The organism is Bdellovibrio sp. CKG001 (assembly GCF_055397465.1).
Genome location: NZ_AP029173.1, coordinates 1,214,672 through 1,229,202, shown reverse-complemented (window position 1 = coordinate 1,229,202; position 14,531 = coordinate 1,214,672). Strand labels below are relative to the sequence as shown.

The 14,531-nt window shown below is 51.1% G+C and carries 11 protein-coding genes; 6 read left to right on the top strand and 5 right to left on the bottom strand.

What is annotated here, in order from left to right; genetic code table 11:
* Window positions 1–202 precede the first annotated feature (202 nt).
* Genes ACZ50P_RS06085 through ACZ50P_RS06075 form a run of 3 tightly spaced genes read left to right on the top strand, consistent with a single transcriptional unit; the run spans window position 203 to window position 8,561 of the window.
* Window positions 203–472, top strand: a complete 270-nt coding sequence (locus tag ACZ50P_RS06085) for a hypothetical protein (protein WP_464134295.1) — start codon at window positions 203–205, stop codon at window positions 470–472.
* Complete coding sequence (locus tag ACZ50P_RS06080; protein ID WP_464134294.1) at window positions 465–4,418, top strand: tail fiber domain-containing protein; 3,954 nt, start codon at window positions 465–467, stop codon at window positions 4,416–4,418. The genes ACZ50P_RS06085 and ACZ50P_RS06080 overlap by 8 nt, the downstream gene beginning before the upstream one ends.
* A 15-nt stretch (window positions 4,419–4,433) precedes the next feature.
* Entirely contained in the window at window positions 4,434–8,561 is a 4,128-nt protein-coding gene (locus ACZ50P_RS06075; protein ID WP_464134293.1) for an LVIVD repeat-containing protein, read from the top strand.
* On the opposite strand, the gene ACZ50P_RS06070 is transcribed toward ACZ50P_RS06075, so the two are convergent.
* The 4 genes from ACZ50P_RS06070 to ACZ50P_RS06055 all read right to left on the bottom strand — a co-directional run bounded on the left by ACZ50P_RS06070 (window position 8,551) and on the right by ACZ50P_RS06055 (window position 11,027).
* Window positions 8,551–9,042, bottom strand: a complete 492-nt coding sequence (locus ACZ50P_RS06070) for a hypothetical protein (protein WP_464134290.1) — start codon at window positions 9,040–9,042, stop codon at window positions 8,551–8,553. The two genes, ACZ50P_RS06075 and ACZ50P_RS06070, sit on opposite strands and share 11 nt — an antisense overlap.
* 128 nt (window positions 9,043–9,170) lie before the next feature.
* Window positions 9,171–9,593 (bottom strand): DUF4288 domain-containing protein, encoded by a 423-nt coding sequence (locus ACZ50P_RS06065; RefSeq protein ID WP_464134288.1) that lies wholly within the window; start codon window positions 9,591–9,593, stop codon window positions 9,171–9,173.
* 103 nt (window positions 9,594–9,696) lie between these two features.
* Window positions 9,697–10,167 (bottom strand): c-type cytochrome, encoded by a 471-nt coding sequence (locus ACZ50P_RS06060; RefSeq protein ID WP_464134285.1) that lies wholly within the window; start codon window positions 10,165–10,167, stop codon window positions 9,697–9,699.
* A gap of 14 nt (window positions 10,168–10,181) precedes the next feature.
* The gene (locus ACZ50P_RS06055) at window positions 10,182–11,027 is read right to left on the bottom strand and encodes an SDR family oxidoreductase (protein ID WP_464134283.1); all 846 of its coding nucleotides are present in this window, start codon (window positions 11,025–11,027) and stop codon (window positions 10,182–10,184) included.
* A gap of 101 nt (window positions 11,028–11,128) precedes the next feature.
* Here ACZ50P_RS06055 and ACZ50P_RS06050 point away from each other — a divergent pair, with 101 nt between their 5' ends.
* From ACZ50P_RS06050 to ACZ50P_RS06040, 3 genes are all read left to right on the top strand, one after another.
* Window positions 11,129–11,584, top strand: coding sequence for a pyridoxamine 5'-phosphate oxidase family protein (locus ACZ50P_RS06050; RefSeq protein ID WP_464134280.1), 456 nt, complete (start codon window positions 11,129–11,131; stop codon window positions 11,582–11,584).
* On the top strand, window positions 11,584–12,921 hold the full coding sequence (locus ACZ50P_RS06045; protein ID WP_464134278.1) for a GAF domain-containing protein: 1,338 nt from the start codon (window positions 11,584–11,586) through the stop codon (window positions 12,919–12,921). The genes ACZ50P_RS06050 and ACZ50P_RS06045 overlap by 1 nt, the downstream gene beginning before the upstream one ends.
* A gap of 184 nt (window positions 12,922–13,105) precedes the next feature.
* On the top strand, window positions 13,106–13,846 hold the full coding sequence (locus ACZ50P_RS06040) for a c-type cytochrome domain-containing protein (protein WP_464134275.1): 741 nt from the start codon (window positions 13,106–13,108) through the stop codon (window positions 13,844–13,846).
* 5 nt (window positions 13,847–13,851) lie between these two features.
* Here the strand turns inward: ACZ50P_RS06040 and ACZ50P_RS06035 are convergent, their stop codons facing one another.
* Window positions 13,852–14,466: a hypothetical protein gene (locus tag ACZ50P_RS06035; protein ID WP_464134274.1), complete on the bottom strand. Its 615-nt coding sequence runs from the start codon at window positions 14,464–14,466 to the stop codon at window positions 13,852–13,854.
* Between the last annotated feature and the right edge of the window lie 65 nt (window positions 14,467–14,531).

The window sequence follows — 14,531 nt, the reverse complement described above, 5'->3', positions numbered from 1 at the left end:
CCCACCTCTTACCTTATCAGTGTAGGCATCCCCGCCCGCAAAACCAAGGTAAAGGTGCACGCCGACCATCCACTTTTATTGCTGCATTGTCATCCAACAGATCCCTTTCACAAAATTAATCCGAATTTACACCGTGGCTTTAGGTAAGGACTCAAATTCTCCATTTGGGTGACTATTGGCACCTCTACGAGCAACCGAAAACATGAACATGGAACGGTTCTCGCTTTTTCATCTTAATTTGACACTCTTGGCAGCCGCTAGTGGCTTGCTGATGGCCTGTTCTCTGGATGCCAACATACAGGACCTCGCAGCCAACAAGACACTGCCTGCAGAGATCCGCCTTAACAAAGATTTTCAACAATCTGAAGTTTCAAGGTCAGGACACTACGAAGTGCATGGTCAAGTCGGTGAAGTGGCCGAGAAAAAAGTCAGCGGACAATATGTAATTGAAGGGGTGATAGTATATGAATAAAACGACCTCATTCCTTGTCTCAGCTCTCACTGTCATGGCTGGCGTTTCTGCCCAGGCAAACAATGGCAACAGGGGCATCACCTTTCAAGGGGTCATCAAAGACACGCTCAACCCCACCAGTCCGAATTTTCCATCGTCTCTATCTAATGTGATTGTGCAGATCCTGGGTGTTCGCAGCGATGGGAACTCTTGCGTTCTTTGGCAGGAGATGCACACCGGCGTTCAGATTGAAAAAGGATATCTATATCTGGTGGTGGGAAAAGGAACGAAGTCACCCATGCCCTCGCTGACTTTCGATGAGGTCTTTGATGACAAGCCAAAGACAGGACTCACCTGCTCAAATGGCTTTACCGACTACGCTCCGAGCTCCACAGATTCCAGAAAACTACGTATCGTCGTCAACAGTCTGGGAATCACTGCCGACTTCAACATGCGTGCGGCCCCTTATGCGATTCGCGCTGAAAAGTCCGGCGACGCTGATAAACTGGGCGGGAAAGCTGCTGATCAGTTCCTGACTGTGAACACCCCGACCGGGCTGACTCAAGGAGCGGCAGAGGCGTGGTTTTCAAGCACGGTCATGGCCGAACTTCTTGCCGGAACTTACGCGGCCTCTACTTCAACAACAGCAACCAATGTCACGGGCACAGTCGCCATTGCCAATGGGGGAACCGGTGCCACTTCCGCTGCTGCCGCAAGAACTAATTTAGGTCTTGGTCCTTTGGCCACAATGTCACCCACGGGAACAGCGGATGCCAGTTCCTATCTTCGTGGTGATGGAAGCTGGGCTTCCCTTCCCTCGGCTCCCACTCTGGCCGGAGATGTCAGCGGAGCCCCCGGCAGCAACACAGTCAATAAGATCAAAGGGACCGACGTGAATGTCACCGCGCCGGCAACTGGTCAGTTCTTTCGTTTCGACGGAGGAGCCTGGATCAACGGCGCTCTGACGGCGACTGATGTCCCTTCTCTGGATTGGTCGAAGATCGCTTCTGGAAAACCCACAACTCTGAGCGGTTACGGCATTACAGATGCCGTCAGTAAAAGTGGTGATACCATGGCAGGTCCTCTGAATATGGACAGCCAGAATCTGACCAACACAGGATATATTCTGATGAGTCCGCAGCGCGCGCTGGGTCTTGGTGTGTATACAACCATTCAAGAGGCCGCTCTGGTCGCAAGTCTGACGGCGGCCCACGAAGGTTACACCTGGTTCAACTCAAATGAAAACACGATCAAGTTCTGGAACGGATCGACGGCGCAGGCTTTGGGACTGGCTGGTGCTGGCATCACTTCCATCGCAGGACAAACCGGAGGCTCGCAGTCTCTCGCTGTGGGAAGCGCCGGAACTGAACCCGGCTGGAGCTCTTCTGCCAACACGCACACTCTGAATATCCCCATGGCTTCCACAGCTTCTGTCTCTGCTGGTTTGATCAGTCGCTCTGATTACGATACGTTTAGCGCCAAACAACCTGCTGGAAACTATGTCACGGCCCTCACTGGGGATGTCACAGCCTCCGGGCCTGGCTCTGCGGCCGCCAGCATTGCTGCCGGAGCTGTAAACTCGACAAAAATTCTGGATGGATCTGTGGTAAAAGCGGACCTGGACTTCAGCGGCGTCAACACAGCAACGACCCAGATCGCTTTAGTCGATGTCACTGGTAAGTTTACTGAACTGGGATGCTCCACCAATGGACATCTTTTGACGTGGACTGCTGCGGGCTTTGCCTGTCAGGCCCCCACGCCTCTACTGCCTTCACTTGCCACGGCGAACATCTGGGTCGGCAACGGCTCCAGTGTTGCCACCGCAGTCAGCATGAGTGGTGATGCAACCTTGAATTCTTCCGGCGCACTGACTCTGGCAAACTCTGGAGTCGCCGCAGGAACTTATTCCAAGGTCACTGTCGATACCAAGGGACGTGTCACCTCCGCTGCCAATATTGCTTCAGCGGACGTGACCACAGCATTGGGGTTCACTCCGGTCAACAAAACCGGCGATGTGATGAGTGGTTCCCTGGGACTGGGTAATTATACCAACACCACCGAAGCCACACTTATCGCCGGATGGGGTGTTTCAGATAAAGGAAAAACCTGGTTCAACACTTCCACCAATCAAGTCAAATACTGGGACGGTTCTGCCGCTCAGGCTTTGGGAATCTCGGGCGCGGGCTTGACCTCACTGAATGGACAGACCGGATCGGCTCAAACCTTCGCAACACCAGGAACGGCGGGCACCGTGCCGGCCTGGTCTTCGTCTGCAAATTCTCATACCTTGAACATCCCTCTGGCCTCTGCCACCGGGGTTCAAGCCGGTCTGATCAGCAAAGTCGAGTTTGATATCTTCAATGCAAAACAACCCGCTGGCAGCTATATGACTGCGTTGACTGGAGATGTGACCGCGACCGGTCCGGGTTCTTCTGCTGCAACGATTGCCGCCAATGCAGTGACCACAGGAAAAATCGCAGACGGCACCATTTTGGGAACGGATCTAAATTATACTGGCGTGAATACGGCCACAACAGGTTTGGTAATGAAAGATGCCACCGGGAAGTTCTTCAACTTCGCCTGCTCTACCGCTGGAAATGTGCCCACGTGGACAGTGGCGGGATTCGCCTGCCAAGCTCCTGCCGGAGGAACCGTTACGGGGGTCACCGCCGCAGCTCCACTAGCTAGTTCGGGCGGATCTTCTCCGGAAATCTCGATTGCCAACGGATCGACCTCTGGGCAAACCCTGCGCTGGAATGGTCTGGCATGGCTGGCGGCAAAACTTTCCAACGCCGATATCACAGGTCTGGGAAGTCTGGCCACTAAAAACTCCGTGGACTTAAGCTCGGCAGATGCCACCGGTACACTGGCGGCGGCACGCATGCCCGCCTTGACTGGCGATGTGACATTAACAGCTGGAACAACCTCAACTGCTATTGCTGCCAATGCAGTGACTACAACGAAGATCAGTAACCTTGCCGTCACCGATGCAAAAATCAATGATCTTGCGGTGAACAAAATCACCAGTGGTGCTGGCAAGTACTTCACCTATGCACCGAACAACGTGGCCTGCACCAACGGTCAAGTTCTAACGAAAACCGTTAATGGTTGGGAGTGTGGATCCGCCGGAAGCTCGGGTACCGTCACTTCCGTGGCCACTGGCACGGGACTCACCGGTGGTCCCATCACCTCCAGTGGAACAATCTCTTTAGCGAACACCTCTGTGACTCTGGGCTCTTATGGAAGTGCCACGCAGGTTGCAACTTTCACGGTGGATGCCCAAGGACGCCTGACGGCCGCCGCCAACACCACCGTGACGCCGGCCTGGTCCTCGATCACTTCAAAGCCGACAACACTTTCGGGATACGGCATCACAGATGCGGTTCTTTTGGGGGGACAGGCTGGCGCCATCAGCCTGGGAAGCACGAATGCTAATGATCTTTCCTTTAAGACCAACAACACCGCACGCATGACCATTAACAGTTCAGGAAATGTCGGAATTGGAACCGTCTCCCCGGCCAGTGCACTTCACGTCGTGGGTGATATCCAGTTCACTGGAACTCTGACAGATATTTCTGACCGTCGATTAAAAAAGAATATTCAGCCCATCCACTCAACTCTGGAAATGATTCGAAAAATTCCAGTTTATTCTTACATCATGAAAGACGATCCTAACGGGCGCACCGAGTACGGTGTCATGGCTCAGGACATGATGGTTCTTTTGCCAAATCTGGTAAAGCGGGTTGATCTTAATGGAAACTATTATGGTGTGAACTATATCGGCTTGATTCCATGGACTATTGGAGCCCTTCAGCAGGTCGATAAAAATACTCGACGTGATATCGCCTCGGTTCAGGAAGAGAACAAAGAACTCAAAGCCGCCGTAAAGGAACTTGAAGACAAAAACAAAGAACTGGAAAATCGCCTCTCCGCGATTGAAGCGCAATTCAGGAAACTGCAGAAATAACAGGAAGATTCTCTCATGAAAGCTCACGTCGCCTCCTTCCAACAGTTTCTCCGACCTCTGATCACCGGCCTGTTTGCAGCGGCTGCGGTGCTTTTATCAACTCCTGCAGCACTCGCTGACTGCACCTCGCCAGCTGCTGTGGCTGGGGCCATGGATTACTTTACGGCCACGGCAGAAGTTAAATATTGCAACGGCACAAACTGGGTGTCGACAAAGTATGGCGGGATTAAAGGCGTGGCGGCGCTGTTGGATACGGATTCCTCCCGTTTGAATGCCAGCAAAATCGCAGTCTTCGGAAATTACGCTTACTTTGGTGGGTCTTCACAAAGCGGAAATGTCTACATTGCCGTTTATAACATTTCCGATCTTGCCAATCCGACTTTTGCGGGCAGTTACGAAGGCCCGGCAGGAGCAGTTGAATCCCTCACCACCGATGGAAGCTATCTCTACGCAACAAATGCCTCGACCCTTCGAGTGCTTTCGATCTCAAATCCGGTGGCTCCGACCCTTGTAGGCAGTCTCAACAACACATACCTAAGCACCAGCCAACTCGTTGTCAGCGGAAACTATGTCTATGCCATCAGTAGCAGACTGGCGATTGTGGATGTCTCAACCAAAGCCACACCCGTGCTTACATCCTCGCTTTCCCATGCCAGTTTTAACTATTCATCTGGACTGGCTGTTTCCGGAAACTATGCCTATGTCATTGGAAATTCCACACGAAACCTGATCATCGTTGATATTACCAACAAAAGCGCCCCGTCCGTTACTGGATCTGTGAATTGCTCGTCCTGCTCCAGCCCCAAAAGCATCGCCCTTTATGGAAACTATGCCTACATTGGAAATACGGGTGGCTCGTCCTCAGAGCCCTCTGTCATCAACATCACCAACAAGGCAGCTCCGGCCCAGGTTGGAACCATTTCCAATGTTTACTGGATCAACGACATAGTCGTAAAGGGCAACTATGCTTATGCGGCCTCAGACGCAGGTGATTTCTATTCACTGGATCTGACAAATCCGACTAACCCCACCGTGCTACAAAAAATCATTGTGACCAGTTACATGAAAGGTCTAAGCAAGATTTCGTATGATGGAAACAAACTTGTCGGGGTTGCCAGCTCCTCTGGATTTATCGCAACCCTGGATCTGAACCCCGTCGGCATGCCAAAACCTCCTGAATCATTCAAGGTCTTCTCGGGCGATTCAACTTATTCGCAAGAGCTCCACATGGCCGGAAACACCGTGGTGACCATGGATTCCACCGGAGGGCTGTGGACCTATAACGTCAGCGATCCGGCTGCCATGTCTTTCTATGGCAGAGCCAAAGTTCCCGTCAGCAGCAACTTGTTTTTCACCGCCGCCTATTTTGATGGAAGCTATTTCTATATTGCCGGCCCCAATCAATCCAGCATCTTTATCTATGATCTTATCACTCCTTCGGCACCAACCCTGGTGGCCGCTTACTATCACTCAAGCCTGTCTCAGGTCATGGCACTGACCAGAGCCGGGAATTACATTTATGCCGCCAGTTCTTCGGGCCTTGTGGTCTTAAATGCCACAACGATCACGGCGCCGACTTATGTCACAACCGTCAGCCCTACTTTTTCCTGGCCGAAAGAGGTTCTGGCTTCCGGCAGCTATCTGTATGTAATCGAAAGCGGTTATCTGAAAATTTTCGATATTTCAAGCCCTGCGGCCCCGACCCTGGTGGGCACCTTAAATGACATTTCCAACTTGTCCTCGGCCAGAGATATTGCCGTATCCGGAAACTATGCTTATATCATCACGGGAAGTGCCCTAGTAGTTGTTGATATCACAACAAAGTCAGCCCCCGCCTATGTGGCAAAAACCACCTCGGTCAACTACGCCGACAAGGTCGCTATCTCGGGGAACTATGCCTACACCACGGGACAACAGACTAACATTGTGGATATTTCAAATCCAAACGCTCCCGTGCTGAAAAGTTCTATTTATTGTGGCAACTGCGCCGGCATCGCCGTTTCGGGTTCTACCGCCTTTGTGACCGACAATGGCATTCCTGGGATTCGCTCTTACAACATCAGCAATCCCTTGGCGATTGCCCAACTTAGCACGGTCGCAACACCGGCAGACTATGAATCGATTCAGCGAATTGCCATCAAAGGCAATTACGCTCTTACCGGCAGCTCTAGAACGACCTCGATCACGGTCACTGAGACGACCAACGCCACCAATCCCACCATTGTCGCCACCTTAAAAGACAGTAAACTTGCGGCTCTGGGAGACCTCGTTATATCCGGAAATTACGCCTATACCGCCGCCAGCGGACACTTCACAGTCATCGACGTCACGAATCCGGCAACCCCATCAATAACTGGTTTCCTTTCCCATGCCACGAATCTGGCTTCCGGTCGAAGAGTCGCCGTTGCCGGGAACTATGCCTACTATCTTTCCAGCAACCGGTTGTCGGTCATCGATATCACGACCAAGTCGGCTCCCGTGATTGCGGGAATGCTCACGCACGCCAATCTTTCTGATTGCCGGGGACTGGCTTTGACGGGAACCTACGCCGTGACCCTTTGCGCCTCCACGAAACTTCTGGTCATCATCGACATATCCAATCCCGCGGCCCCCATCATTGCCGGAACAACCTCGGCGGGATCTTACACCGACGCCAACACCGTCGTGATCAGCGGAAACCATGCTTTCATCAATGACAGCAAGGTCAAAGTCTTCGACATCACCAATAAAACCGCGCCGCTGCTCAAGATCTCGTTTGACGGCATTGCCGGATGCTCTGGGTGTGTTCCGGCAGAAATGCATATTATTGGGTCAAACTTATACACGGTCGAATCCAAAATCACAGTCTGGGACATCAGCAATCCTCTGGCACCGGAACAGCTGGGATCCCCAATAAACACCTCCACAAATAGCTATCTTTCGCGAGTCAGCTTTTCAGCCAATCGACTGATTGCCTCGGACTCGAATGATACTTTTTATTTGTTTGAAATCATATCCCTGCCAGCTCCACAAAAACCTGTGTCGGTCGTATCGCTGGCGCCTCGACTTCGCGGTGCCTCAGCAGTAAAAACCGTCGGCTCAACCGCGTTCGTACTGGCTTCGGGACAATTGACCGTCGTGGATATTTCAAATCCGGAAAGCCCGGCCATCACGTCCTCGTGGTCACATCCGCGCCTGTTTGGCGCCACTCGTCTGGAGATTTCCGGGAACCACGCTTATATCGGGGAAGTCCCGTCTTATGGAATCAGCATCCTGGACATCAGCAATCCGTCCAGCCCGCAGTTCCTGGTTAAGAAATTTTCCAGCTTCTCGAACTTCTGGGGAGTTTCCAATCTGGCGGTCCAAGGCGGTCACTTGTTTGTCGTTGGCAACTCCAAACTGTCGGCAGTTTCGCTTTCGGATCTAAATAATATAGACATCGTTGGTTCCGTTTCCGGCGCCGTTCAGGGACTTTCCATTTCTGGCAACTACGCTTATTCGTGCAATGGCTCTGCGCTGTCGATCATTGATATTTCAAATCCTGTCGGCCTTTCGCTGACGTCCTTCAGCGATCCTTCCCTGAATACCTGCAAGGATGTCGAGGTTGTCGGCAACAGAGCCTATGTGATCACCACGACCAACAAGTCGCTGGTGATTCTGGATATTTCAACTCCGACCTCGCCGTCCGTGCTGGGGTCCATCACACACGCCACAAGACTTGCGGATTTGACCAGCCTCGAAGTGTCGGGAAATTATGCTTATGCTGTTTCGGGCACCGGAGATCTTACCTTGATTGACATTTCAGTGCCGGCCAGTCCGGCGATCAACGATTACTATGACACTTCCGGGTACACCACTCAGGGGTTGTTTATTCCACCGTATCTTTATTCACCAGAGCAATCAGGCCACGCGTTCGAAGTTGTCAAAGCGCTTCCCTTAGTTACGCAAGGAGCTTGTACTGTGGCCGGAGTCATTGATTACATCGCACCAAACAATGTTTATGCCTACTGCAACGGGTCTGTACTGATACCCATGGGCCCATCCCCTGGCGCCGGTGGTGCCGGATGTGCGACCCCGACGGCTTTAGCGGGAGCATTTAACTACAACAGCACGTCCAATAAAATGACTTACTGTGATGGGAGCACTTGGATCTCTATGGAGTAGGCGCAGAAGAAAGGATCCAGTGATGTTCATTCTTTGCCATGCGCAGTTCCCCAACCACAATCTGGCGGGGAATGGACTTGTCCACTTGATTTTGGATCACTTCGGCAATTTCATCCGCACCCAGGATCTTTTTTTCGTTGTGAGATTTCAAGAATCGATCGGCCAGATCTCGGGCTCCGGCCTCCGAAAGTACACTCAGACGGAAGCGGACCATTTTTTCTGTTTCATTGACGGGGACTTCTTCAAGCACCTCTGCTTTGGCCGATGCCAATATGGCCAAAAGGACGGTTTGCCTGTGCTCGGGGATGAAGTTCAATTGAGGCCCCAAAGCCTGCTCCAAAGTTCTTTTTTGCATGGAAACCGCCGAAGCCCGAACAACTTCCAGAAACTCTTCACGTTCCTTCCACTTGCGGTATCCGAAGACAGCCAAACCTGCTGACACAACCAGAACAACAACGATCCAATTTCTTTTGTGTTTCATATCACTATCTCAACAGAACTGCTGAAAGATGAAAAGAACAAACAGATTACAAAAAAAGGCCGGGGTTCCCCGGCCTTTTTATCTTCAACTTCCACGACGTTAGTTGTGGAGTCCGTCCCTGCGGGACATTAGAGGTAGGAACCCAATTCCTTGCTCATGAATCTTTTGCGCATTTTAATGGTGCTTTGTGTTTCCAGGCGTCCCAGCTTGCGGGCAATCAGATCTGCCTTGGAAGCTTTTTTCGTCAACACTTCGGTGGAGGCAAAAAGCTCAACACCACTATCCAGAGTCTCATAGAGCTCGAACACATCGCAGGCATTCAGATACTCTGTGCGAACCATTTGGTTTTCGAAGTTCTGATATGTGTACTGGCTGTATTCTTTGGCATCTTTTTCTGCCGCTTTGACTGCCGCATTGGCGTTTGCTGCCTGGAACAAAACCACACGCTCTTCAAGCAATTCCGCAAAGGCCTGCTTGCCTTTAGCGCTGGACTTACCCACAGCACGAGTTACATAGAGCGTTTTAACAGCAAACCATTTTTTATTTTTCATTGTCTTTTCCTATGAGTAGTTAAGCCGTGGTCGAAATTCGATCACGGCTCGACTATACTGACTCAGACCGCACCTCGTCAACAAACAAGGCCGGCCTTTGCTCCTAGGGTGTTCTGACTGTCGTATCCATAAAAGGACCTCGCGGCTTTTCACCAGGCGCCTGCCCCAGAGGAATTTGGTTGTCACTCGGCCCCAGCGACACAATATATCTGTAGAGCGCAATCAAATCCGACTCGGTCATCGCATTCAATGAGTACCACGGCATGGGAGGTCTTGTTTTCATGGCCTTGGCATACTTCACAAACTCTTGCTCTTTCATCCCCTGAACACGAGAACGGATATTGCTGGCATAAGTCACTCCCCACGGCCCCTTCCAGCCAGTGCGATCCCCCACCAGCCAAGCAGCCTCTGGGACTTTACCCCCTTGCATCCCATAGTTGGGAGTATGGCAGTCGTTACATCCCGTAACCATGACAAGATATCTTCCTCTTTCGATTTCTGCTGATTTCACCCCACTGCCGGCCCACAGAGGGTTTACCAAAAACAAACTCACTATAAGAATGACAATTTTCATATGACTTCCTTTCCTTATTTTTTCCAAAGCTGCACGGTTTCTTTCACAAAAGTTTCAAACTGCTTGGGGGGATGTCCCAAAATCTTTTCCTGCTGAATATAATCCAAAGCAGAAGCCCGTAATCCCTGTGCCTGGAAGAATTCATACATCTGCAACCAGTCCATCAAAAGCCACTCTGGCAAAAACTGCTTGTTAAAATCAAACCAGCGTTTTAGATCATCCCCGCCATACAAAATATCCTTCTTCAGATGGCGAGCGTAAGTGTCGCAAACATCCTGAACGGTCAGAGCCTCTGGCCCCACCAAAGGGAATATCTGCCCTACCAGATCCTCGCGCTTAACGGCGTTTGCCAAAGCTGTGGCAATATCATCAGCGTCCACCCGACTTAGACCAACATGGCCGTAAGGTTGCGGATAGATGCCATGATCCAGAAGGCTTTCTTTGAACCAGTAGTCATTCTGATAGAAGTTATTGGGTGCAATCGTGGTCCAGGGTAACCCCGACCTTACCAGCTCTTTCTGAATCTCGATTTTCGAAGCAAAGTGAGGAATGTGTGGCGCCCTGTCGACTTGATGGATTGACATAAAAACAATGTGTCGGACCCCCACCTTTCGCGCACAACGGACGACCCGCAGACTGTCCTCAGTTTCCGAGGTGCTGGCTGGTGTGATTAATACGAGTTTGTCCATCCCCACCAGGGCCTTTTCCAACGAGGGCTCACTGCTAAGGTCGAAATGAACTTGTCCGGCCATGGATGGTTTACGTGTGGCCTGATAGACTTCAACGTCAGACTGTGTCCGCAACTTTTCAACGACTCTGGAACCGACTGTTCCCGTGCTAGATGTTACTAAAACTTTCATGGAAAGCCTCCTGATACGACAGTACGGGAGTTCGCCGATCCAGTTTCCTAAATTTTTACTAAGTACTTCTGAAATAAATCCTAATTTGCTATAACCATCTTATGTTAAATCAAACATGGGCTGAGTTTTTAGAAAGCGGCGTCGCAATGACCCTGTGTTGTTGCACTGCGGACCTTTTTCCAAAGGGAGCCCGATGTGTCGGTGCCGTTGTTGGTATCGATCGAAAGACAGTGACTTTTTATATTCAAAAGGACTCGGCCCATCGAGTTCTTCCCCTTATTCAAGAAACAAAAAAGATTGCGGTCGTGGCATCTTTGCCATCGACTTACAAAACCCTGCAGATTAAAGGAAACTACCTCTCCCACCGTGACGCCGATTCTCGCGATCGTATTATCCTGGAACGCTATCGCGAACTATTTATGGAGCAAACAGATCTTGCCGGAGTGCCTAACGATGCCATGCGCCGCATGGTCAGTTTTCCCGCCATAGCAATGGATCTCGAAATCACTCATCTGTTTTTAAGCACTCCGGGGCAACACGCTGGAGCTCCTCTGTAATGGCTCTTTCATCTTATAAAAATGCTTTTTTAGGAATCATCCCCTCAACCATCATGACGGTTTCTAAGGAGGGTATCCCTAACATAGCGTACTTAAGCCAGGTGCATTTACTAAATGATAAGCAAATTGCCCTGACGGCTCAGTTCTTTAACAAGACCAAAAGCAACCTAGTCGAGAATCCTCACTGCGCCATCCGAGTCTATGATCCCGATTCGTTTCTGGCCTATGAAATTCAGTCTAAGTACAGTCATACAGAAACCTCGGGCCCGGTGTTTGATCAAATGTCCAAGCGCCTGGCGGCCATTGCCGACCACTCCGGAAAATCCCATCTGTTCCATTTGCAGGCCATTGAGGTGCTCGACGTGATCAGTTATGAAGTCGTGCAGTGCGAATCTGTCTCCATGAGCGAACGACCGCTTGGGGTCGGCACCCGTACCGCCCAGATGAGCTTTGAGTCCCTTCAAAAAGTTTGCGAAAGAGTCAGCGAAGCGCAGAATCTGGAGGAGCTTTTCGACTCCATTCTGCAAGCCATGGATCTGGATTTTGGACTTCGTCATTCCATGATTCTGGTTCCACAAAGTGATTCCCGCCTTCTGACGATCGCCACAAGAGGCTACGATGAGTCCGGTGTCGGATCAGAAGTCCGCTTCGGCGAGGGCGTCATCGGGCGCGCGGCAGAACTGAAGGTGCCCTTTGTGCACGCCTCCCTGACACGCGAACTGCTTTATGTCAGATCCTCGGACAACGAAAGTCCCCTTTTAAATGTCATCCCTTTGCCGGGACTGAAGAATTCCCAGTGCCAGATGGCGGTGCCGATTGTTTTCCGAGGCGAACTTCTGGGCGTTTTGTTTGCGGAAAGCGAAAGGATTTTTGAGGTCCGCGACAGTGATGAGAGCATCCTTAAAACATTAAGTCATGTCCTGGCGCTAGCTATGAACAGCTTGCAAATAAGTCACGACTTCGACATCGCCAAGCCGTCCAGAGAAGCCAAACCTCCGCGTGTGCGAACGTCGGAGGAGAAATTAATTTTCAACTACTTCCACAAAGAGGACTGCATTCTTCTCAATGGCGAGTACCTGATTCGCAATGTGCCCGCCCGGATTCTTTGGAAGATTCTGAATATTTACAAAACACAGGGGAAAACTGAATTTACAAATCGCGAACTGCGACTGGATCCGTGGCTGCAGCTTCCGGAAGTCAAAGACAACCTGGAAACCCGCCTGATCCTGCTGCGCAAGCGTCTGGAAAAAAAGTGCTCAGAGGTCTCCATCGTCTCGTCTGGCCGGGGACGCTTCTGTCTTGCCGTCTCCGGGGATATCATATTAAAAGAAACTTAGTTTTTAGCTGACCAATCCCGAGACCTGCTTCAAAAGCTTGAAGACAAATTACTCAGCAATTGCAAACATCCTCGACAACATGGCTTTCTTGATCATTTTATGAAACTGGCGACCGAGCCAATTCTTTCTAGACTGGCGTGGCTCTTGCTCTTTTGTAGAATGTTGTCCAACCAAGGAAACTCCCATGTACAAAAAGCTTACTGCCTTCACATTCATTCTTTCAATGCTCGGCTGCAGCTATCCGATGAGTCTGGTCGGATTAGACCCTGACACTGCAGATTCCAACACGCCACAATGGGACACCGCCAGCGCGGACCCCAGCTTACAGGAGGCGGCGTTAAAGATTATCTCCACCAACTGCTCTTCCTGCCACGACAATGGTGCCAATGCTGGGGGAGTTTCCGACATCACCGACGTTAATCATCTTGTGTCTGCCCGTTTGCTGGTTCCACAAAGTCCCGATAAATCAAGACTCTTTACCGTCATCCAGTCCCAAGCCATGCCACCGGATCAGGCTTTGTCGGCCAATGACATAGAGACTCTGCGCCAGTGGATTCTGGCAAACAAAGCACAGACTCCAGTCGTGACTCCACCACCAGTCACCCCACCGGAAGTGACACCTCCGACAACAACGCCACCGACACCACCGGTGGCTGGACCGGAGCCCACGTTTAAATATATTTCGACTGAAATTCTTGGACCCAAGTGCGCGGGTTGCCACCGCCAAGGAAATGCCAAGGGAGGATATGCTTTTGACACCTACACCTCTGTTAAAAAGGCCGTGTCGCTGACTAAACCCACCAACAGCCCCGTGTATCGCGAGGCTCGTGATGGGTCGATGCCGCCTCGTCCGCGGCCTCAGTTGAGCTCCGCTGAATTGAATCTGCTTCTTGATTGGATCGAGGCTGGGGCATTGAAAAATTAAAAGTCTCAAGGTGATACTTTTTTGACGGTGCTGCTGACTCCACTGTGATTCTTAAGTTCCGCATTGATCAGAACCAGGGAGCTTTGCACCAGTACCGCATCCTGGACTGAGCCACCCACAACAAATATGCGGCTTTGGGTGGATCGAATTTTTCTGATCTTTGAGAACCCACAAAGTACAAGGTCACTGTGAACCAATTGAGAATCATCGATCGCTGCGACCTCGTCCGCAGCCCGCAGAACCACGCGGCTGTGGACCAGAGAAAGTGAAGACACTTTTCCGACAATGGAGTCTAATTTTTCCTGCACCAAATGCATCGTCTGACTTTCACTGTATCCAGAAGCTCGTTCGCTGTCCTGGCAAAGCGCCACAATCTCGGCGATCTCACCTCCGCTCATTGCCGGAGGCTCTTTGTCTGGAGCCCCTGTCCCTGCTCCTGGCTGAGCATTATCAGAGTCTACCACCAGCTGTTCGGAAGGCATCACCACCTCGGAGGGAAGATCCAGAGACTCCCCCTGGAATTCAACTGCATTATGTCCGATTTTGGCGCAGTTCTGGAAAGAAACCACCATCAAACCACTTGCCAATATAAGCATCCAGCGACCTTTTAAAAGCTGCATTCGCCCTCCCCGCAATCAAACATAGCTTTACATACACTATGCAATATCGGTGCATCCCTTCTTTG

Excerpts from the sequence above, each read along its gene's own strand:
- ACZ50P_RS06085 (WP_464134295.1), top strand. The coding sequence starts at position 203 with ATGAACATGGAACGGTTCTCGCTTTTTCATCTTAATTTGACACTCTTG.
- ACZ50P_RS06080 (WP_464134294.1), top strand. The coding sequence starts at position 465 with ATGAATAAAACGACCTCATTCCTTGTCTCAGCTCTCACTGTCATGGCT.
- ACZ50P_RS06075 (WP_464134293.1), top strand. The coding sequence starts at position 4,434 with ATGAAAGCTCACGTCGCCTCCTTCCAACAGTTTCTCCGACCTCTGATC.
- ACZ50P_RS06070 (WP_464134290.1), bottom strand. The coding sequence starts at position 9,042 with ATGAAACACAAAAGAAATTGGATCGTTGTTGTTCTGGTTGTGTCAGCA.
- ACZ50P_RS06065 (WP_464134288.1), bottom strand. The coding sequence starts at position 9,593 with ATGAAAAATAAAAAATGGTTTGCTGTTAAAACGCTCTATGTAACTCGT.
- ACZ50P_RS06060 (WP_464134285.1), bottom strand. The coding sequence starts at position 10,167 with ATGAAAATTGTCATTCTTATAGTGAGTTTGTTTTTGGTAAACCCTCTG.
- ACZ50P_RS06055 (WP_464134283.1), bottom strand. The coding sequence starts at position 11,027 with ATGAAAGTTTTAGTAACATCTAGCACGGGAACAGTCGGTTCCAGAGTC.
- ACZ50P_RS06050 (WP_464134280.1), top strand. The coding sequence starts at position 11,129 with ATGTTAAATCAAACATGGGCTGAGTTTTTAGAAAGCGGCGTCGCAATG.
- ACZ50P_RS06045 (WP_464134278.1), top strand. The coding sequence starts at position 11,584 with ATGGCTCTTTCATCTTATAAAAATGCTTTTTTAGGAATCATCCCCTCA.
- ACZ50P_RS06040 (WP_464134275.1), top strand. The coding sequence starts at position 13,106 with ATGTACAAAAAGCTTACTGCCTTCACATTCATTCTTTCAATGCTCGGC.
- ACZ50P_RS06035 (WP_464134274.1), bottom strand. The coding sequence starts at position 14,466 with ATGCAGCTTTTAAAAGGTCGCTGGATGCTTATATTGGCAAGTGGTTTG.